Source organism: Pseudomonas sp. HMSC067G02 (genome assembly GCF_001813485.1).
GTDB classification, from domain to species: Bacteria; Pseudomonadota; Gammaproteobacteria; order Pseudomonadales; family Pseudomonadaceae; genus Pseudomonas; species Pseudomonas aeruginosa.
Genome location: NZ_KV812700.1, coordinates 174,252 through 192,519 on the forward strand (window position 1 = coordinate 174,252; position 18,268 = coordinate 192,519).

20 protein-coding genes and 1 tRNA gene are annotated in these 18,268 nt (G+C 65.5%); 15 read left to right on the forward strand and 6 right to left on the reverse strand.

All coding sequences use genetic code 11. The features are described from left to right. The first annotated feature begins 33 nt into the window (after positions 1-33). The 6 genes from HMPREF2914_RS21915 to HMPREF2914_RS21935 all read left to right on the forward strand — a co-directional run bounded on the left by HMPREF2914_RS21915 (position 34) and on the right by HMPREF2914_RS21935 (position 4,541). Positions 34-306, forward strand: a complete 273-nt coding sequence (locus tag HMPREF2914_RS21915; RefSeq protein ID WP_059399976.1) for a hypothetical protein — start codon at positions 34-36, stop codon at positions 304-306. Positions 307-365: 59 nt separating this feature from the next. After that, complete coding sequence (locus HMPREF2914_RS21920; protein WP_033976929.1) at positions 366-719, forward strand: DUF7673 family protein; 354 nt, start codon at positions 366-368, stop codon at positions 717-719. Between the two features lie 11 nt (positions 720-730). Continuing rightward, positions 731-937, forward strand: a complete 207-nt coding sequence (locus HMPREF2914_RS21925) for a TraR/DksA family transcriptional regulator (protein ID WP_023127425.1) — start codon at positions 731-733, stop codon at positions 935-937. A 59-nt stretch (positions 938-996) separates the two neighbouring features. After that, a complete protein-coding gene (locus HMPREF2914_RS31865; protein ID WP_083323309.1) occupies positions 997-1,248 on the forward strand; it encodes a hypothetical protein in 252 nt (83 codons plus the stop codon). Then, complete coding sequence (locus HMPREF2914_RS21930) at positions 1,241-3,151, forward strand: DNA cytosine methyltransferase (RefSeq protein ID WP_070702858.1); 1,911 nt, start codon at positions 1,241-1,243, stop codon at positions 3,149-3,151. The genes HMPREF2914_RS31865 and HMPREF2914_RS21930 overlap by 8 nt, the downstream gene beginning before the upstream one ends. Before the next feature lie 220 nt (positions 3,152-3,371). Further along, positions 3,372-4,541: an Arm DNA-binding domain-containing protein gene (locus tag HMPREF2914_RS21935; protein WP_058139353.1), complete on the forward strand. Its 1,170-nt coding sequence runs from the start codon at positions 3,372-3,374 to the stop codon at positions 4,539-4,541. 121 nt (positions 4,542-4,662) lie between these two features. Here HMPREF2914_RS21935 and HMPREF2914_RS21940 read toward each other — a convergent pair. Further along, positions 4,663-4,752, reverse strand: a tRNA-Ser gene (locus HMPREF2914_RS21940). 129 nt (positions 4,753-4,881) lie between these two features. Between HMPREF2914_RS21940 and HMPREF2914_RS21945 the strand changes: the two genes are divergently transcribed. The 7 genes from HMPREF2914_RS21945 to HMPREF2914_RS21975 all read left to right on the forward strand — a co-directional run bounded on the left by HMPREF2914_RS21945 (position 4,882) and on the right by HMPREF2914_RS21975 (position 9,091). Then, positions 4,882-5,550 (forward strand): Bax inhibitor-1/YccA family protein, encoded by a 669-nt coding sequence (locus tag HMPREF2914_RS21945; RefSeq protein ID WP_003090386.1) that lies wholly within the window; start codon positions 4,882-4,884, stop codon positions 5,548-5,550. 110 nt (positions 5,551-5,660) lie between these two features. Beyond that, on the forward strand, positions 5,661-6,056 hold the full coding sequence (gene tusD, locus HMPREF2914_RS21950; protein WP_019485635.1) for a sulfurtransferase complex subunit TusD: 396 nt from the start codon (positions 5,661-5,663) through the stop codon (positions 6,054-6,056). Beyond that, entirely contained in the window at positions 6,053-6,412 is a 360-nt protein-coding gene (tusC, locus tag HMPREF2914_RS21955) for a sulfurtransferase complex subunit TusC (protein WP_003090389.1), read from the forward strand. Before tusD ends, tusC begins: the two co-directional genes overlap by 4 nt. Next, the gene (tusB, locus tag HMPREF2914_RS21960; RefSeq protein ID WP_003090391.1) at positions 6,412-6,717 is read left to right on the forward strand and encodes a sulfurtransferase complex subunit TusB; all 306 of its coding nucleotides are present in this window, start codon (positions 6,412-6,414) and stop codon (positions 6,715-6,717) included. The genes tusC and tusB overlap by 1 nt, the downstream gene beginning before the upstream one ends. Then, on the forward strand, positions 6,714-7,049 hold the full coding sequence (locus HMPREF2914_RS21965; RefSeq protein ID WP_003090393.1) for a TusE/DsrC/DsvC family sulfur relay protein: 336 nt from the start codon (positions 6,714-6,716) through the stop codon (positions 7,047-7,049). The genes tusB and HMPREF2914_RS21965 overlap by 4 nt, the downstream gene beginning before the upstream one ends. Beyond that, entirely contained in the window at positions 7,046-8,029 is a 984-nt protein-coding gene (locus HMPREF2914_RS21970) for a glycosyl transferase family protein (protein ID WP_003108776.1), read from the forward strand. Before HMPREF2914_RS21965 ends, HMPREF2914_RS21970 begins: the two co-directional genes overlap by 4 nt. Positions 8,030-8,116: 87 nt before the next feature. Further along, a complete protein-coding gene (locus HMPREF2914_RS21975; protein ID WP_003097628.1) occupies positions 8,117-9,091 on the forward strand; it encodes a glutathione S-transferase family protein in 975 nt (324 codons plus the stop codon). Between the two features lie 4 nt (positions 9,092-9,095). Here the strand turns inward: HMPREF2914_RS21975 and cysG are convergent, their stop codons facing one another. The 5 genes from cysG to ftsK all read right to left on the reverse strand — a co-directional run bounded on the left by cysG (position 9,096) and on the right by ftsK (position 16,319). Then, positions 9,096-10,493, reverse strand: coding sequence for a siroheme synthase CysG (cysG, locus tag HMPREF2914_RS21980; protein ID WP_023091681.1), 1,398 nt, complete (start codon positions 10,491-10,493; stop codon positions 9,096-9,098). A gap of 1 nt (position 10,494) precedes the next feature. Further along, positions 10,495-11,775 carry a serine--tRNA ligase gene (gene serS, locus HMPREF2914_RS21985; RefSeq protein ID WP_003097631.1) on the reverse strand — a complete coding sequence of 427 codons (1,281 nt, stop codon included), beginning with the start codon at positions 11,773-11,775 and terminating at the stop codon, positions 10,495-10,497. Between the two features lie 121 nt (positions 11,776-11,896). After that, on the reverse strand, positions 11,897-13,222 hold the full coding sequence (locus tag HMPREF2914_RS21990; RefSeq protein WP_003097632.1) for a replication-associated recombination protein A: 1,326 nt from the start codon (positions 13,220-13,222) through the stop codon (positions 11,897-11,899). Positions 13,223-13,231: 9 nt separating this feature from the next. Next, a complete protein-coding gene (lolA, locus tag HMPREF2914_RS21995; protein WP_003090414.1) occupies positions 13,232-13,858 on the reverse strand; it encodes an outer membrane lipoprotein periplasmic chaperone LolA in 627 nt (208 codons plus the stop codon). A gap of 25 nt (positions 13,859-13,883) precedes the next feature. After that, positions 13,884-16,319: a DNA translocase FtsK gene (ftsK, locus tag HMPREF2914_RS22000; RefSeq protein WP_003131123.1), complete on the reverse strand. Its 2,436-nt coding sequence runs from the start codon at positions 16,317-16,319 to the stop codon at positions 13,884-13,886. Positions 16,320-16,546: 227 nt separating this feature from the next. Between ftsK and trxB the strand changes: the two genes are divergently transcribed. Continuing rightward, complete coding sequence (trxB, locus tag HMPREF2914_RS22005) at positions 16,547-17,497, forward strand: thioredoxin-disulfide reductase (protein ID WP_003090421.1); 951 nt, start codon at positions 16,547-16,549, stop codon at positions 17,495-17,497. Positions 17,498-17,534: 37 nt separating this feature from the next. Next, positions 17,535-18,215 (forward strand): leucyl/phenylalanyl-tRNA--protein transferase, encoded by a 681-nt coding sequence (gene aat / locus HMPREF2914_RS22010; RefSeq protein ID WP_003090423.1) that lies wholly within the window; start codon positions 17,535-17,537, stop codon positions 18,213-18,215. The last annotated feature ends 53 nt before the right edge of the window (positions 18,216-18,268 follow it).

The window sequence follows — 18,268 nt, forward strand, 5'->3', positions numbered from 1 at the left end:
ACGCCGGAACTGCAATCCCAAAGGAGAGACACCATGCAACTGAACGTAGAACGCGGCGCACGGATGACCGGCAAGACCATTCGCCTGCGCCAGACCGCACGTAAGGCCGGTCAGGAAGAGCACCAGATCATCAGCGGCAGTCTCTACACACCGTTCGACCTAGAGCTGTTGGTGCGCCACCGCATCAGCCACGGCGCCAAGGTGATCTGCATCGACGAATGCAGTGAGCAACAGATCAAGCACCTGCGGCACCTCAAAGGCGATATCCCCAGCGACCTCACCATCCACGCCGTTGTAGCGAACTGACCGACGACCTTCGACCCGGCGCGGCAACGCCGGGACCACAAACCGATAGGAGAGACACCATGCAACCCCTCCCCCACGACTATCTGCAGTTGATCCACGACTTCCAGGCCAGGCAGCAGGAGAACGAGGTAGCCGGCATCACAGCGTTGAAACGCCTGCTCCCGATCGCACAGCGCGACAGCGGCCAGAGCGGCGTGATCGGTCGGTTCCTGCTCGGCCTGTACAACGGCCAAGCCCACCGCTTCGACCTCACCGAGCTACGCCGCCTCGACCCAGCTCTGTTCGATGCGTGCCTGTCCGTGCTGCGTATGGACTACGCCCCGAAACAGGAAGTGCATGAGTACTTCGAGGACGGCGACGCGATCTGGCAGGACCTGCGCAAACGCTGGGCCGCAGCATCGCTGCCGGCATAGGGAGACTGACTGTGGATGTGATCGACCAGGCCAACGAACGGGCCGAGAACATGATCCAGGCCGCCCTGGCCCAGCGGACGAACACCCGCCTGGCGCCCAGCGCCCTCTGGTGCGAGGACTGCGGCGAGCAGATACCCGAGGCCCGCCGCCAGGCCGCCCCAGGCTGCGAGTGCTGCATCAGCTGTCAGGAACTGCGCGAGCACCCCGCGCGGCGCTGAAGAAGAGGCGCCAGGGAGCGGCAACTCCCTGGCGCCGACCACCCCAAAGGAGAGACACCATGCAAGCGAATCAACCCCAAGGCGGCGACGCCAAGGCTAGCACAGCCACGTCAGCCACCCACACTCGTCCAGCGATGGCCAGCAAGCGGCTGGACCTTCCGAGCACCTGCGACATCTGCGGCAACGCGCGTTCCACCGGCAAGCACCAGCGCTGCAGCCGGATTCGCCAACAGGCCAAGGCGGTCGAGTGGGCCAGCTACATGGCCAACCTGGCGGCCAAGAAAGCGCAGGGAGGGCGTCGGCATGCTTAAGCGTACCCTCTACCACTTCCACTTCTGCTGCGGCCTCGGCGGCGGCGCCGCAGGCTTCAACCGGGCGCGTCCGCGGGTCGGCAACGTCGAGGCCGAATGGGTCTGCCTCGGCGGGATCGACGTGGACCCTGCCGGCCTGCGCGACTTCGAGCGACTGGCTGGTGTCCCGGGCACCCTGCTGGACCTCTTCACCCGCGACCAGTACGTGCGGTTCCACGGCAAGGAGCCGCCGGCGGGCTGGCGGGAGGCAACCCCGGAGGACATCCGCCGCGCCGCGGGCGGGCGCCGACCGGACGCCGTGTTCATTAGCTCGCCCTGCAAGGGTGCCAGCGGCCTGCTGTCGGAGAAGATGAGCCTGACCCCGAAGTACCAGGCGCTGAACGAGTTGACGCTGCGCTGCATCTGGCTGATGGGCGAGGCATGGGCCGATGACCCGGTGCCGCTTATCGTCTTCGAGAACGTCCCGCGCCTGGCGAGCCGCGGCCGGCACCTGCTTGACCAGATCAACAGCCTACTCGGCGGCTTCGGCTACGCCGTGGCGGAAACCACTCACGACTGCGGCGAACTCGGCGGCCTGGCGCAGTCCCGGAAGCGCTTCCTGCTTGTCGCCCGCCACGTCGAGAAAGTGCCGCCCTTCCTGTACGAACCAGAGAAGAAGTCGCTCCGCGCCGTCGGCGACATCCTCGGCCGCATGCCGCTTCCCGGCGACATCGAGGCCGCCGGCCCAATGCACCGCGTACCGTCCCTGCAGTGGAAGACCTGGGTGCGCCTCGCCCTGGTGCGCGCCGGCAGCGACTGGCGCAGCCTGAATGACCTGGCCGTCGAGGACGGCTACCTGCGCGATCTGATCATCGTGCCGGAGTACCACCGGGGCGTCCTGGGCGTGAATCACTGGGGCGATTCGTGCGGCGTTGTCGCCGGCGCGAGCCGCCCGATGAACGGGCGGTTCTCAGTCGCGGATCCTCGCGCGCCGGCAAACGCCCTGCAGTACCAGCAGTACGGCGTGCGCCGCTGGACTGACACCTCGGGCGCCATCATCGGCGTCAAGTCGCCCGGCCAGGGCACGTACTCCGTCGCCGATCCCCGCGGCCAGAGCTTCGGCAAGTACCCCGTCACCGACTGGGACGGTCCGTCCGGCACCGTGATCGCGGCCAGTACTACCGGCCAGGGCGCATTCGCCGTGGCCGACCCGCGCCCAGGCGGCGTCCGGCACAACAACGTGTTTCGCGTCGTCAGCATGGGGAGCCACGCCGGAACCGTCACCGGCGGGCACTCACCCAGCTCCGGCGGCCAGGCTGTTGCCGATCCCAGGTACCACAACTGGCACCCAGGGGCGAGCAGCCGCAAATTGCACGTCGGCGAGTGGGGAAGCGCTACCGGCACGGTCACCGGCTCCCAGCAGGTGGCCAGCGGCGCGCTGTCGATCGCTGATCCGCGCGTGCTCGATCGCACCAAGGGCGACGCCTACCTGACCGGCGGCCACTACGGCGTAGTTGGGTTCGACCAATCCGCCGGCGCGGTGTCGGCCAGTGCGAGGCACGACAACGGTCGATGGAGCGTGGCCGATCCGCGCATGCCGGAGGCGAACGACCGGCTGACCTGCATCATCCAGTCGCTGGACGGCACCTGGCACAGGCCGTTTACCACCCTGGAACTCGCCGCACTGCAGAGCTTGGTCGACCCCGAAGAGCAGTTGGCCCTCGACGGCCTGAGCGACAGCGACTGGCGCGAGCGGATCGGCAATGCGGTTCCGCCGGCTGCGGCCGAGGCCATCGCCGGCGTGATGGGCACCACCCTGTTGCTGGCTGAGGCTGGCGAGACCTTCCTGCTCAGTAGTACGCCAATCTGGGTGCGTCAGGTCGCCGTTGGACTGAGTATTTCAGAACCTGCTGGGAGTCTCTGAGGAGAAGCAACATGCACGAACTATTGAAGATGTTAGACAGCCCGAGGAGCCTGCTGAACTTCTCGCTGGCAACCCTGGCCGTCCTGGCCTTGTGCTTCGTAGTGGCGGCCGGTCGGTAGAGAGCTACCAGAAACAGGCAACGAATCTTCTTGGCCCGCTTGCGGGCCTATTTTTTGGAGGCTTGATAGCCTGAACGCTTGGTGTGGATCAGGGGAACCAGATGGCAGACGGAGTCGAGGTACGCGGAAACCGGATCAGGATCTACTTCCGCTACCAGGGCGAGCTGTGTAGGGAGTCCATACCAGGGGACGCAACGCCCGAAAATATAGCCAATGCCGAACGGCTGGCCGGCATCATCAACTACGAGATCAAGCAAGGAGTCTTCAACTACAGCCGACACTTCCCGGACTCACCCCGGGTGAAAAGCAACACCCTCGGCCATTACATCGACCTCTGGCTCGATATCAAACGCAACCAGATCGCCGCCAGCGGCTTCCGCGGCTACACCAGCCGCGTGGAAACCCACATCCGACCCCGCTGGGGTGACAGCCAGGCCGACAGCATCGACCACCTGGACATTCAAGACTGGGTGCAGAACACGCTCATGCCCAAGCTGCACAACAAGACGGTGCGAGAGATCGTCAGCAACCTGCGGCAGATCTTCCGGCTGTATCGAACTCGGAACCGGACCGCGCACGACCCAACAGACGGCATCGTGATCACTCTCCCGGATGCGGATGACCCAGACCCATTCACTCGAGAGGAAATCGACCTCATCCTCGGTACCGAAACCGCGCGCATCGGTGAGCTGAACCTGGCGGAATTCATGATCTGGAGCGGCCCCCGCGTCAGCGAGGCCATAGCTCTGGCCTGGGAAGATGTCGATTTGGACACGGGGACCGTGGTTTTCCGCCGCGCCCGTGTACGCAGCCAGTACAAGGTCACCAAGACTCGCCGATCGACGAGGAAGGTCCAGCTACTGGCCCCGGCGCTGCGCGCACTGCAGCAGCAGGCCAAACTAACCAGACGCCTTCCGCCCGTACAGATCGAGGTGATAGACCGCGACAACCGGACCAGAAAGGCTCAACGGGTACGCTTCGTGTTCCACAACAGTGCTAGCGGGGCGGCGTACTCCACGTCGGATACGCTGCGCAACGGCTGGTGGCATGGCCACCTCAGGAATGCGGGCGTCCGCTCGCGTGGTCCCAATCAGTGCCGTCACACCTTCGCCAGCCAGATGCTCAGCAGCGGCATCGCCACTCCCGAATGGATCGCGGACCAGATGGGGCACACCTCGACGGCGATGATCTTCAAGCATTACGCCAAGTGGATCAGCAAGGACGGCCCCGACATCGTAGGTCTGCTGAACCAGGCGCTGAAACTTTCCTGAAGCAACGAAAAAGGGGCCCTGCAGGGCCCCTTTTTTCTGCGCCTCGTTCCCAGTTTGTTCCCAAATCGTTCACTCCTGAGAGTGGATCGAATGAAAACATCAATGAAAACAGAAGGTTATATGGCGGAGGCGGTGAGATTCGAACTCACGGAAGAGTCTCCCCTTCGACGGTTTTCAAGACCGTTGCCTTAAACCACTCGGCCACACCTCCGCATCGCGGGGCGCCATAGTACCGGATAGCAACACACTGTCAAACTCTATCGATTGGCCCTGGCAGAGGCTTTGCTATCATGCCCATCAGTACGTCATGGACCCGTTCCCGTTAAGGAGTACCCACACCATGCAAGAACAGCAATATCAGCTGAACTCCGCCGTCGCGGAACAGCGTGAAGTCAGCGGCGTTCTGCGCAATACCTACGGCCTGCTGGCACTCACCCTGGCCTTCAGCGGCCTGGTGGCCTACGTTTCGCAGCAGATGCGCCTGCCCTATCCGAACGTGTTCGTGGTGCTGATCGGCTTCTACGGCCTGTTCTTCCTTACCGTGAAGCTGCGCAACAGCGCCTGGGGCCTGGTCAGCACCTTCGCCCTGACCGGCTTCATGGGCTACACGCTCGGCCCGATCCTCAACATGTACCTCGGCCTGCCCAACGGCGGCAGCGTCATCACTTCGGCGTTCGCCATGACCGCCCTGGTGTTCTTCGGCCTGTCCGCCTATGTGCTGACCACCCGCAAGGACATGAGCTTCCTGTCCGGCTTCATCACCGCCGGCTTCTTCGTCCTGCTGGGCGCCGTGCTGGTATCGCTGTTCTTCCAGATCAGTGGCCTGCAACTGGCGATCAGCGCCGGCTTCGTCCTGTTCTCCTCGGCGATGATCCTCTACCAGACCAGCGCGATCATCCACGGCGGCGAACGCAACTACATCATGGCCACCATCAGCCTGTACGTGTCGATCTACAACCTGTTCATCAGCCTGTTGCAGATCTTCGGCATCGCCGGCGGCGACGACTGATAGAAAGCGCCTCCGGAAAAGCCCGTCCCCGCGACGGGCTTTTTCATTTGCGGACCGGCAAAACACAGGCATTGGTTTATCATTCGAAGAAATCCTTCGCGTATCGCAGCATGAAATTCGCCATCGCCCTATTCGCCCCCCCCCACTCCCCCGCCGCCCGCCGCGCGCTGCGCTTCAGCGAAGCCGCGCTGGCCGGCGGGCACGAAATCGTCCGCCTGTTCCTCTACCAGGACGGCGTGCACAGCGCCTCGGCCAACGTCGTGAGCGGCCAGGACGAGTTCGACCTGCCCGCCGCCTGGCGCGAGTTGGTCGAGCGCAACGGCCTGGACGCCGTGGTCTGCATCGCCGCCGCCCTTCGCCGCGGCGTGCTGAACGCCGAGGAAGCCGAACGCTACGGCCGTCCCGGCGCCAACCTTGGCGCACCATGGGAACTGTCCGGACTCGGCCAGTTGCACGAGGCGGCGCAAACCGCGGACCGCCTGGTCTGCTTCGGAGGCGACCGATGAGCCAGTCGCTGCTGATCATCAGCCGCCAGTCGCCCTGGTCCGGCCCGAGCGCCCGCGAGGCGCTGGACATAGCCCTGGCCGGCGGCGCCTTCGATCTACCGGTCGGCATGCTGTTCCTCGACGACGGCGCGTTCCAGCTGGCTCCCGGCCAGCATCCTGCGCACCTGCAGCAGAAGGACCTGCAGGCCAACCTGCAGGCCCTGCCGATGTTCGGCGTGGACGACCTCTACGTCTCGGCCCGCAGCCTGCGCGAGCGTGGCCTGGCGGAAGAGCGCCTGGCCCTCGCGGTCGAGGTGCTCGACGACCAGGCCCTGCGCGACCTGCTGCAACGCTACGACCAGGTGATTACCCTCTGATGGCCACGACCCTCCACGTACTGTCCCGCTCGCCGTTCAATGACGGCCGCCTGGGCAGTTGCCTGTACCTGCTCAACCCCGGCGACGGCCTGCTGCTCTGCGGCGACGCCGTGCACGCCTTGCTGGCCGGCAGCCACGCCTGCCAGGCCCTGGAACTGATGCCGGCGGAAATCGAACTGTTCGCCCTGCTGGAAGACCTCCAGGCGCGCGGTATCGAGGACGTCCCCGCTCGCCTGGTGGCGGTGGACTACCCCGGCTTCGTCGAACTCGCCACCCGCTTCGACAAGGTCAACAGTTGGCTATGACGCTCCTTACGCTGGAAGGCCGGGAAATCCGGCTGGACAAGGACGGCTACCTCGCCGCCCTCGACGATTGGTCGGAGCCGGTGGCGGAAGCCCTGGCCGCCCGCGAGGAGCTGGCCCTGACCGCCGAGCACTGGGAGATTCTCCAACTGCTCCGCGAGTTCTATGCGGAGTTCCAGCTGTCTCCGGCCAACCGCCCGCTGATCAAGTACGTCGCCCAGCGACTGGGGCCGGACAAGGGCAACAGCCTGCACCTCAACCACCTGTTCAAGGGCGCCCCGGCCAAGCTTGGCGCGAAGCTGGCCGGCCTGCCGAAACCGAGCAACTGTCTATGACTCTCTCGACTCCCGCCGAACATCCGTTCGCCCAGTTCGTCCGCATCCTCGGCAAAGGCAAGCGCGGAGCGCGCAGCCTGACCCGGGAGGAAGCCCGCGAGGCCCTCGGCATGATCCTCGACGGCAGGGTCGAGGACACCCAGCTGGGCGCCTTCCTCATGCTCCTGCGGCACAAGGAGGAAAGCAGCGAGGAACTGGCCGGTTTCACCGAGGCGGTGCGCGAGCGCCTGCAAGTCCCGTCCTTGCGCGTCGACCTCGACTGGCCCAGTTACGCCGGCAAGAAGCGCCACCTGCCCTGGTACCTGCTGGCCGCCAAGTGCCTGGCCGGCCATGGCGTGCGCATCCTCATGCACGGCGGCGGCGCGCATACCGCCGGACGCCTGTACAGCGAACAGTTGCTGGCGGCGCTGGAGATCCCGCTCTGCCACGACTGGCTGCAGGTAGAACAGGCCCTGGAGCGCGGCCACCTGGCGTTCATTCCGCTCGGCGCCTGGATGCCGGTGCTGCAACGTATGATCGATCTGCGCAATACCCTCGGTCTGCGCTCGCCGATCCATTCGCTGGTTCGCCTGCTCAACCCCCTGAATGCGGATTGCATCCTGCAGAGCATCTTCCACCCCGGTTACCAGGAAACCCACCGCGAGGCCAGCCGCCTGCTCGGCGACCGGGCCATCGTCATCAAGGGCGAAGGCGGCGAGATCGAAGTCAACCCGGACGTCGTCGCCCACCTGTATGGTTGCGACCAGGGCGAAGCCTGGGACGAGGAATGGCCGGCATTGTCGACGCACCGGCACATGAAGCCGGAACAGCTCGACCCGGGTTTCCTTCGGGCCGTCTGGGACGGCCGCGAAGGCGACGCCTATGGCCACCTGGCGGTGCTCTCCAGCATGGCCCTGGCGCTACGGGCCCTTGGCAAGAATCGCGAAGAAGCCTTCAAGGAAGCCGCACACTACTGGGCGACCCGAAACGAATCGATCTGATCGATACGAATAGCCCTTTATTTATATAAATTTATCGATCAACCGACACTAGACTGTTCCTCCAACGACGTATGGAGGAACCCGCTCATGGGACAGTTGATCGATGGCCGCTGGCACGACCAGTGGTATGACACACAGAAAGACGGCCGCTTCCAGCGCGAAAACGCCCAGCGCCGCCATTGGCTGGGCGAGCCGGCGTTCCCCGCCGAGGGCGGGCGCTACCATCTCTATGTCTCGCTGGCCTGCCCCTGGGCCCATCGGACCCTGATCGTGCGCAAGCTGAAGGGGCTGGAGTCGCTGGTGGATGTTTCGGTGGTCAGTTGGCTGATGCGCGAGAACGGCTGGACCTTCGACCCCGCCCACGGCTCCACTGGCGATCGCCTCGACGGCCTGGCCTTTCTGCACCAGCGCTATACCCGCGACGACCCGCACTACAGCGGCCGGGTCACGGTGCCGCTGCTGTGGGACAAGCAGGCGCAGAAGATCGTCAACAACGAATCAGCCGATATCGTCCGCATCTTCAACAGCGCCTTCGACGCCATCGGCGCCAACGCGCTGGACTTCTACCCGGAGCCGCTGCGCGAGGAGATCGAACGCCTCAACGGACGCATCTATCCGGCGGTCAACAACGGCGTGTACCGTGCCGGCTTCGCCACTCGCCAGGACGCCTACGAGGAGGCCTTCGTCCAGTTGTTCGAGGAGCTGGACTACCTGGAAGGCTTGCTCGGCGAACGCCGCTACCTGGCCGGCGAATACCTGACCGAGGCCGATATCCGCCTGTTCACCACCCTGGTGCGCTTCGATGCGGTGTACCACGGACACTTCAAATGCAACCTGCGGCGCATCGAAGACTACCCGAATCTCTCCGGCTGGCTGCGCGAGCTGTACCAACGCCCGGGCATCGGCGAGACAGTGGACTTCGAACATATCAAGGGGCACTACTACGCCAGCCACCGTACCATCAACCCGACCGGGATAGTACCGCTGGGCCCGCGCCTCGACCTGGCGCGCGCGCCAGGCCGGGAACGACTTCCCGGCAAGGGCATCTGGGGAGAAGGCTGAAGGCTCAGGCGTCCTCGCGGGCGCCTTCGAACCAGGCCAGCTTGTCGCGCAGTTGCACGACTTCGCCGACGATCACCAGGGTCGGCGCATGCACTTCGTGCTCGGCCACCAGCTGCGGCAGGTTTTCCAGGGTTCCGGTGAATACCCGCTGCTGGACGGTGGTCCCCTGCTGGATCAGCGCCGCCGGGGTCTGCGCGGAGCGACCGTGGACGACCAGTTGCTCGCAGATCACCGGCAATCCCACCAGGCCCATGTAGAACACCAGGGTCTGGCCAGGCGCTACCAGGTCCTGCCACGGCAGGTCGGTGGTGCCGTCCTTCAGGTGACCGGTGACGAAACGAACCGATTGCGCATGGTCGCGATGAGTCAGCGGAATCCCGGCGTAGGCCGCGCAGCCGCTGGCCGCAGTGATTCCCGGCACGACCTGGAAAGGTATGCCGTGGGCAGCCAGTTCGTCGATTTCCTCACCGCCGCGGCCGAAGATGAACGGGTCGCCGCCCTTCAGGCGCAGCACGCGCTTGCCCTGGCTGGCCAGCTCCACCAGCAGGCGGTTGATCCGATCCTGCGGCACCGCATGTTCGGCGCGGCGCTTGCCGACGTACAGACGTTCGGCATCGCGGCGGCATAATTCGAGGATCGAAGGCGCCACCAGGCGATCGTAGAGCACCACGTCGGCCTGCTGCATCAGGCGCAGGGCACGGAACGTCAGCAGGTCCGGATCCCCCGGCCCGGCCCCGACCAGATATACCTCGCCCGTGGCTATGTGCGCGAGGCCGCCGGCCAGGCGCTCTTCCAGGAGACGCTCGGCTTCCGCCGGACGGCCGGCCAGGACACGCTCGGCGATCTCGCCCTGGAACAGGTTTTCCCAGAACACCCGGCGCTGCTGCAGGTCGGGTAGCAATTCCTTGACCCGGTGGCGGAAGCGGCTGGCGAGTCCGGCCAGTTGCCCGTAGGTCGAGGGAATCCAGGTTTCCAGCTTGGCCCGGATCAGCCGCGCCAGCACGGGCGCATCGCCGCCGCTGGAGACCGCCACCACCAGCGGCGAACGGTCGACGATGGCCGGGAAGATCACGCTGCACAGGGCCGGCGCGTCCACCACGTTGACCGGTATCCCGCGCGCATTGGCCGCTCGCGACACCTCGGCGTTCAGCGGTTCGTCGTCGGTGGCGGCGATGATCAGGGCGCAGCCGGGCTGGTCGCCGTCCTGGTAGTCGCGTTCGAGCAGCTCGCCGCCGCCCTGCTCCACCAGATGCCGCAGTTCGATGTGGATCTGCGGCGCGACCACGCGCAGGCGCGCGCCGGCGTCGGCCAGCAGGCGCGCCTTGCGCAGGGCGACTTCGCCGCCGCCGACCACCAGCGCGAGGCGCCCTTGCAAGGAGTGGAACAGCGGCAGGAAATCCATGTCAGCCGATCACCTCGATGCCAGCCATGTAGGGCTTGAGGACTTCCGGCACACGGATCGAGCCGTCCGCCTGCTGGTAGTTCTCCAGTACCGCCACCAGGGTGCGACCGACGGCCAGGCCGGAGCCGTTGAGGGTGTGCACCAGCTCGGGCTTGCCGGTTTCCGGATTGCGGTAGCGGGCCTGCATGCGCCGGGCCTGGAAGTCGCCGCAGTTGGAGCAGGAGGAAATCTCGCGGTACTTGTCCTGGCTGGGAACCCAGACTTCCAGGTCGTAGGTCTTGGTCGCACCGAAGCCCATGTCGCCGGTGCACAGCGCCAGCACCCGATACGGCAGCTCGAGCAGTTGCAGGACGCGCTCGGCGTTGGCGGTCAGGCCTTCCAGCGCCTCGTAGGAGGTGGCCGGATCGACGATCTGCACCATCTCCACCTTGTCGAACTGGTGCTGGCGGATCATGCCGCGGGTATCGCGCCCGGAGGCACCAGCCTCGCTGCGGAAGCACGGGGTATGGGCGACGAACTTCAGCGGCAACTGCTTGGCATCGAGGATCTGCCCGGAGACGATGTTGGTCAGCGAAACCTCGGCGGTCGGGATCAGGTAGAGGTCGGCTTCGCCGTCGCGGCCGATCTTGAACAGGTCCTCCTCGAACTTCGGCAACTGGCCGGTGCCTTGCAGCGCCGGAGCCTGGACGAGATAGGGGGTGTAGGCCTCCTCGTAGCCATGCTCGGCGGTATGCAGGTTGATCATGAACTGCGCCAGGGCGCGATGCAGGCGGGCGATCGGGCCGCGCATGAGGGCGAAGCGCGCGCCGGAAAGCTTGGCGGCGGTCTCGAAATCCAGCCAGCCGTGCCGTTCACCGAGGGCGACATGGTCCTTGACCTCGAAATCGAAGGTCTTCGGCGTGCCCCAGCGACGCACTTCGACGTTGGCGTCCTCGTCGGCACCGACCGGCACCGACTCGTGCGGCAGGTTGGGAATGCCCAGCAGCATGGCATCCAGTTCGCCCTGGATGGCGTCCAGCTGGCGCTTGCCTTCCTCCAGCTCGGAGCCCATGCGGTCGACATCGGCCAGCAGCGGCGCGATGTCCTCGCCACGTTGCTTGGCCTGGCCGATCGCCTTGGAGCGCGCGTTGCGCTCGGCCTGCAGTTGCTCGGTACGGGTCTGTACCGACTTGCGCTGCTCTTCCAGCGCTTCGATGCGCGCGACATCCAGTTGGAAGCCACGGGTGGCCAGGCGGGCAGCCACTTCTTGCGGCTGGGTGCGTACCAGTTTGGGATCGAGCATGCTCTTTTCTCGTCTCGTGTCGGTTATCGGCGGTTCGTGGCCCGGTTGGCGCTTCGCCGGCCCCGGCGACGTCATCGACGCCGTCGCGGAAGCCTGGCTAGCTCCGCCGAGCCCATACCGCTCAGGATTTTCTGCGTTGGCGGGGACTGGTGCGATCCAGCTCGGCCAGGTGTTCCAGCTTGTCGCGGATCTTCAGTTCCAGGCCCCTCGGCACCGGTTGATAGTAACGCCGCGGCTCCAGATCCTCGGGGAAATAATCCTCTCCGGCGGCATAGGCATCCGGCTCGTCGTGGGCGTAGCGGTATTCCTCGCCATAGCCGAGGCTCTTCATCAATTTGGTCGGCGCGTTGCGCAAGTGCAATGGCACTTCCCGCGAGCCGCTTTCGGCGACGTCGCGCATCGCCGCGTTGAACGCGCTGTACACCGCATTGCTCTTCGGCGCGCAGGCCAGGTAGACGATGGCCTGGGCCACCGCCAGCTCGCCTTCGGGGCTGCCCAGACGCTCCTGCACGTCCCAGGCCGACAGGCACAGGCCGAGAGCGCGAGGATCGGCGTTGCCAACCTCCTCGCTGGCCATGCGCACCACCCGCCGGGCGATGTACAGGGGATCGCAGCCACCGTCGAGCATGCGCGCGAACCAATAGAGTGCCGCGTCGGGATTGGAGCCGCGCACCGACTTGTGCAGCGCGCTGATCTGGTCGTAGAACGCCTCGCCACCCTTGTCGAAACGCCGGCGGGTGTCGCCGAGCAGATTCTGCAGCAGTTCGGGACTGATCTCGCTGCCGTCCTCGGCGAGGTCGGCAGCATTCTCCAGCAGGTTCAGCAGGCGCCGCCCATCGCCGTCGGCGGCGGCCAGGAGAACCTGGAAGCTCTCCTCCGGCAGCCTCAGCTTGCGCTTGCCGAGGCCCTTGTCCTCGTTCAGCGCGCGGCCCACCAGCTTGCGCAGGGCGGCTTCGTCGAGGCTCTTGAGGACATACACGCGAGCCCGCGAAAGCAGCGCATTGTTCAACTCGAAGGACGGGTTCTCGGTGGTCGCGCCAATGAAGATCAGCGTGCCGTCTTCCACATAGGGCAGGAAGGCATCCTGCTGGCTCTTGTTGAAGCGGTGCACCTCATCGACGAACAGGATGGTCCGGCGCCCGTATTGCGCCGCGTGCTGCTTGGCCACCTCGACCGCCTGGCGGATCTCCTTGACCCCGGACAGCACCGCGGAAATGGTCTCGAAATGGGCGTCCGACACCTGCGCCAGCAGCCGCGCCAGGGTGGTCTTGCCGACTCCCGGCGGGCCCCAGAAGATCATCGAGTGCAGCGCGCCCTGCTCCAGCGCCTCGCGCAAGGGCTTGCCGCGGGCCAGCAGGTGTTCCTGCCCCACGTACTCGTCCAGGTTTGCGGGCCTCAGCCGTGCCGCCAGGGGCTGCGCGACGGGCTCGCTGCGGAACAGATCCACGGCTTGCGCTTACTCCTGGATCACGTCGACGCCCGGCGGAACGTCGAAGGTGAATTGCTTGGCATCCAGCGCCTCGTTCATCTTCACGTCGAAGAACAGGATGTTGGTGCGCTGGCCGACGCCATCGATCATCTGCATGTCGTTCACCTTGCCGCTGCGGAACGACAGGCGCAAGGTGTCGAAGAGGGTGTCCTTGGTCTTCGGCTTGAGCACGAAATCGACTACGTTGCCGCCTTCCTTGTAGGTGATGGCGAAGCTTTCGCTGATCTTCGAGATGTCGCCGGAGAGCAGCAGCGCCGGCGTCTGGGTCAGGCGCTGATCGAGCTTCTGGATGGTCACCTGCTCCAGGTCCGGGTCGTACAGCCAGACCTTCTCGCCGTTGGAAATGAGCAATTGCTCGTTCGGCGCATCGGTATGCCAGCGGAACAGTCCCGGCCGCTTCAGGCTCAGTTGGCCGGCGGTTTCCTGCAGGCGCGTGCCGCTACCGTCCAGGGTCAGCTGGGAAAAACGCGCGGTCAGGGTCTGGGCCTTGTTCAGCAGGCCGGTCAGGCGCTGGACGGCGGCGCTGTCGTCGGCATGGGCCAGCGAAGCGCCCATGGCCAGGGCGGCAACGAACAACGTGCGGATCAGTCGCATCGGAATCCTCTAAAACCTGTCGGGTTCAATCACGAACCGGCGCCGGCGCGATGACTTCGCGGGAGCCGTTGGTATTCATCGGGGTGACCACGCCGGCCATCTCCATCGCCTCGATCATCCGCGCGGCGCGGTTGTAGCCGATCTTCAGCTTGCGTTGCACGGCGGAGATCGATGCCCGGCGACTCTCGGTGACGAAACGTACCGCCTCGTCGTAGAGCGGGTCGTCCTCGCTGCCTTCGCCGGAGCCGTCGCCGCCATCGAAGGAACCGCCACCGCCGCCGCCTTCGTCGACGCCAGCGAGGATGTCCTCGATGTAGTCGGGCGCGCCGCGCAGCTTCCAGGCCTCGACCACCCGGTGCACCTCGTCGTCGGAAACGAAGGCGCCGTGTACGCGAATCGGCAGGCCTGTGCCCGGCGGCAGGTAGAGCATGTCGCCGTGGCCGAGCAGTTGTTCGGCGCCCCCCTGGTCGAGGATGGTGCGCGAGTCGATCTTGCTGGAGACCTGGAAGGCGATCCGGGTCGGGATGTTGGCCTTGATCAGGCCGGTGATCACGTCCACCGACGGCCGCTGGGTCGCCAGGATCAGGTGGATACCGGCCGCCCGCGCCTTCTGCGCGATACGGGCGATAAGCTCCTCGACCTTCTTGCCGACGATCATCATCATGTCGGCGAATTCGTCGACCACCACCACGATGGTCGGCAGGGTGCTCAGCTGCGGCGGCTCGTCGTCCGGGCTTTCGCGACGGAACAGCGGGTCGGTCAGCGGCGTGCCGGCCTCCTCGGCGTCCTTCACCTTGCGGTTGAAGCCAGCCAGGTTGCGCACGCCCATGGCCGCCATCAGGCGGTAGCGCCGCTCCATCTCCGCCACGCTCCAGCGCAGGGCGTTGGCGGCTTCCTTCATGTCGGTGACCACCGGGCAGAGCAGGTGCGGGATCCCTTCGTAGATCGACAGTTCGAGCATCTTCGGGTCGATCATGATCAGTCGCGCCTCGCTCGGCGTGGACTTGAACAGGATCGACAGGAGCATGGCGTTGACCCCCACCGACTTACCGGAGCCGGTGGTACCGGCCACCAGCAGGTGCGGCATCTTCGCCAGGTCGGTGATGATCGGCCGACCGCCGATGTCGTGGCCCAGGGCCAGCGGCACGGTGGACTTGTGCTCGTCGTACTCCGGCGACGACAGCACTTCGGAGAAGCGCACCATCTGCCGGTCTTCGTTGGGAATCTCGATGCCGACGGTGGTCTTGCCGGGAATCACTTCCACCACCCGCACGCTGATCACCGCCAGCGAGCGCGCCAGGTCCTTGGCCAGGTTGGAAATGCGGCTGACCTTGACCCCCGCCGCGGGCTGGATCTCGAAACGGGTGATCACGGGGCCCGGATGCACCGAATCCACGCTGACCTCGACGCCGAACTCCTTCAGCTTGATCTCCAGCAGGCGCGACATCGCCTCCAGCGACTCGGGCGAGTAGCTCTTCTGCTTCACTTCCGCCGGGTCGAGCAGCGACAGCGGCGGCAGGGTGCCCTCCACCGCCGTATCGACGAACAGCGGCGCCTGCTTCTCTTTCAGCACGCGCTTGCTCGGCTCCGGGGCCTTCGGCGGCGGTGGCGGATCGATCTTCGGCGGCGGGCGCTTCTCCCGCTCGCTCATGTGCTTGGCCAGGGCCTCTTCGCGTTCCAGCAGGCGCTCCTTGGCCTTGGACTGTTCGCGGCGGTCCGGCACGCTCGGCGCCACCACCTCGGCGACACGCTCGTCGACCTCGCGCAGTTGCGCGACCAGTTGCTTGCGCTCGGCGCGCGCGCCCATCCAGCGATTGAAGGCGTTCTGGATCAGTTCGAAGAAGTCCAGGGTGATCTTGCCGGTGACATCCATCACCTTGAACCAGGAGAGGTCGGCGAACACCGTCAGGCCGAAGAGGAACAGGGCGAAGAACACCAGCGTGCTGCCCTGCACGTTCAGCGCATCCACCGCGACGCGGCCCAGGCTCTGGCCGATGGCGCCGCCGGCCGAGGCGCTGGCCGGCATGTGGCCGCTGGCGTGGAAATGGATGTAGGCCAGTGCCGAGCCGGCCAGGATCAGGAAGATCAGCCCGACCAGGCGCCAGGAAAACAGCCAGGTGTTCCATTCCCACGGCAGGTTGCGGCGGCGGAATACCTGCCAGGTCTTGATGCCCAGCAACAGCGGAAAGAGGTAGGCGAAGTAGCCGAGCGTCATGAACAGGATATCGGCGGATACCGCACCGAGCCGACCGGCGGCATTCTGCACCTGGTCAACCTGGCTCGAGTGACTCCAGCTCGGATCGGCCGGGTCATAGGTGAGCAGAGCCATCCACAAGTAGAGGCAGAGCGCGCCCAGCGCGATCAGGACCCCTTCCTTCAGGCGGGAATGCAGTTGCTGACGCCATGCGGCGGCATGGCTCGCGGTGGTCGAATCCTTCAAATCGCTATTTTTCCTGCGCACGGCTGGTGCTTTAGAAGCTGTCTTGGTCAAAACGCGCCTATTGTACGGCTTTAGGGAAACTCTGAAAAATCACACCCGAAATCAGCGGCAATCCGTGCGTGGCTGATCCCGGCCCCGGGGTTTTGCCGGCCTTTTGCGGATAGGTGTAGCATAGCCGGCAGAACTCTTCAGGCGGCTCCATTGGAGCACGCATTTTCTTATGTGACAAAGGCTTATGGAGTCTTTTTATGAGTGAAGTCAAGCATTCGCGCCTCATCATCCTGGGCTCCGGTCCGGCCGGCTATACCGCCGCCGTGTACGCCGCACGCGCCAATCTCAAGCCAGTGGTGATCACCGGCATCCAGCCAGGCGGCCAGCTGACCACCACCACCGAAGTCGACAACTGGCCGGGCGACGTCGAAGGCCTTACCGGCCCGGCGCTGATGACCCGCATGCAGCAGCACGCCGAGCGTTTCGACACCGAGATCGTCTACGACCACATCCACACCGCCGAGTTGCAACAGCGCCCCTTCACACTGAAGGGCGATAGTGGCACTTATACCTGCGATGCATTGATCATTGCCACCGGTGCCTCCGCGCAATACCTGGGCATGTCGTCGGAAGAAGCCTTCATGGGCAAGGGCGTTTCCGCCTGCGCCACCTGCGACGGCTTCTTCTACCGCAACCAGGTGGTCTGCGTGGTCGGCGGCGGCAATACCGCCGTCGAGGAAGCGCTGTACCTGGCCAACATCGCCAAGGAAGTCCACCTGATCCACCGTCGCGACAAGCTGCGTTCGGAGAAAATCCTCCAGGACAAGCTGTTCGACAAGGCCGAGAACGGCAACGTGCGCCTGCACTGGAACACCACCCTGGACGAGGTGCTGGGCGACGCCAGCGGCGTCACCGGCGTACGCCTGAAGAGCACCATCGACGGCAGCACCAGCGAACTGTCGCTGGCCGGCGTGTTCATCGCCATCGGCCACAAGCCGAACACCGACCTGTTCCAGGGCCAACTGGAAATGCGCGACGGCTACCTGCGGATCCACGGCGGCAGCGAAGGCAACGCCACCCAGACCAGCATCGAAGGCGTGTTCGCCGCCGGCGACGTGGCCGACCACGTCTACCGCCAGGCCATCACTTCCGCCGGCGCCGGCTGCATGGCCGCGCTGGATGCCGAAAAATACCTCGACGACCATTGATCGGACCCGGGGGAGGCCCGCCCTCCCCTACCCCGCCATGCTGACCTGGCTTTCCCGCACCGACTTCGACTTTCCGCCCCTCGACAAGGCCCTGCAGGAGCCCAACGGGCTGCTCGCGGCCGGAGGCGACCTCAATCCGCAACGCCTGGTCGCAGCCTATCGCCACGGCTGCTTCCCCTGGTACCAGGATGGCCAGCCGATCCTCTGGTGGTCGCCCGACCCGCGCACCGTCCTGTTCCCCGACGAACTGCACGTTTCCCGCAGCCTGGCCAAGTGCCTGCGCCAGCAACGCTTCGAAGTCACCTTCAACCGTGACTTCCGGGCGGTGATCCAGGCTTGTGCCGCGCCGCGCGACTACGCCGACGGCACCTGGATCACCACGCCGATGCAACTGGCCTACCAGGAGCTGCACCTGCGCGGAATTGCCCACTCCGTGGAAGTCTGGCAGGAGCGACAACTGGTCGGCGGCCTCTACGGCCTGGCCATGGGCAGGCTGTTCTTCGGCGAATCGATGTTCAGCCGCGCCGACAACGCTTCCAAGGTCGGCTTCGTCACGCTGGTCCGCCATCTGCGCGACGCCGGCTTCGTCCTCATCGACTGCCAGATGCCGACCCGCCACCTGCACAGCCTGGGCGCCCGCGCCATCGGCCGGGGGGAATTCGCCGACTACCTGCAACGCTATCGCGACCAGCCTCCTACCGGCGACCTGGATTTTTAGGCGAGTTTCCGTGCCTGGCATAAACTTGCTTATGGGTCCCTGCTGGAGTTCAC

What these genes read in the sequence shown, in the direction of transcription:
- HMPREF2914_RS21915 (WP_059399976.1), top strand. Translation starts at nt 34, where the DNA reads ATGCAACTGAACGTAGAACGCGGCGCACGGATGACCGGCAAGACCATT.
- HMPREF2914_RS21920 (WP_033976929.1), top strand. Translation starts at nt 366, where the DNA reads ATGCAACCCCTCCCCCACGACTATCTGCAGTTGATCCACGACTTCCAG.
- HMPREF2914_RS31865 (WP_083323309.1), top strand. Translation starts at nt 997, where the DNA reads ATGCAAGCGAATCAACCCCAAGGCGGCGACGCCAAGGCTAGCACAGCC.
- HMPREF2914_RS21930 (WP_070702858.1), top strand. Translation starts at nt 1,241, where the DNA reads ATGCTTAAGCGTACCCTCTACCACTTCCACTTCTGCTGCGGCCTCGGC.
- HMPREF2914_RS21935 (WP_058139353.1), top strand. Translation starts at nt 3,372, where the DNA reads ATGGCAGACGGAGTCGAGGTACGCGGAAACCGGATCAGGATCTACTTC.
- HMPREF2914_RS21945 (WP_003090386.1), top strand. Translation starts at nt 4,882, where the DNA reads ATGCAAGAACAGCAATATCAGCTGAACTCCGCCGTCGCGGAACAGCGT.
- tusD (WP_019485635.1), top strand. Translation starts at nt 5,661, where the DNA reads ATGAAATTCGCCATCGCCCTATTCGCCCCCCCCCACTCCCCCGCCGCC.
- tusC (WP_003090389.1), top strand. Translation starts at nt 6,053, where the DNA reads ATGAGCCAGTCGCTGCTGATCATCAGCCGCCAGTCGCCCTGGTCCGGC.
- tusB (WP_003090391.1), top strand. Translation starts at nt 6,412, where the DNA reads ATGGCCACGACCCTCCACGTACTGTCCCGCTCGCCGTTCAATGACGGC.
- HMPREF2914_RS21965 (WP_003090393.1), top strand. Translation starts at nt 6,714, where the DNA reads ATGACGCTCCTTACGCTGGAAGGCCGGGAAATCCGGCTGGACAAGGAC.
- HMPREF2914_RS21970 (WP_003108776.1), top strand. Translation starts at nt 7,046, where the DNA reads ATGACTCTCTCGACTCCCGCCGAACATCCGTTCGCCCAGTTCGTCCGC.
- HMPREF2914_RS21975 (WP_003097628.1), top strand. Translation starts at nt 8,117, where the DNA reads ATGGGACAGTTGATCGATGGCCGCTGGCACGACCAGTGGTATGACACA.
- cysG (WP_023091681.1), bottom strand. Translation starts at nt 10,493, where the DNA reads ATGGATTTCCTGCCGCTGTTCCACTCCTTGCAAGGGCGCCTCGCGCTG.
- serS (WP_003097631.1), bottom strand. Translation starts at nt 11,775, where the DNA reads ATGCTCGATCCCAAACTGGTACGCACCCAGCCGCAAGAAGTGGCTGCC.
- lolA (WP_003090414.1), bottom strand. Translation starts at nt 13,858, where the DNA reads ATGCGACTGATCCGCACGTTGTTCGTTGCCGCCCTGGCCATGGGCGCT.
- trxB (WP_003090421.1), top strand. Translation starts at nt 16,547, where the DNA reads ATGAGTGAAGTCAAGCATTCGCGCCTCATCATCCTGGGCTCCGGTCCG.
- aat (WP_003090423.1), top strand. Translation starts at nt 17,535, where the DNA reads ATGCTGACCTGGCTTTCCCGCACCGACTTCGACTTTCCGCCCCTCGAC.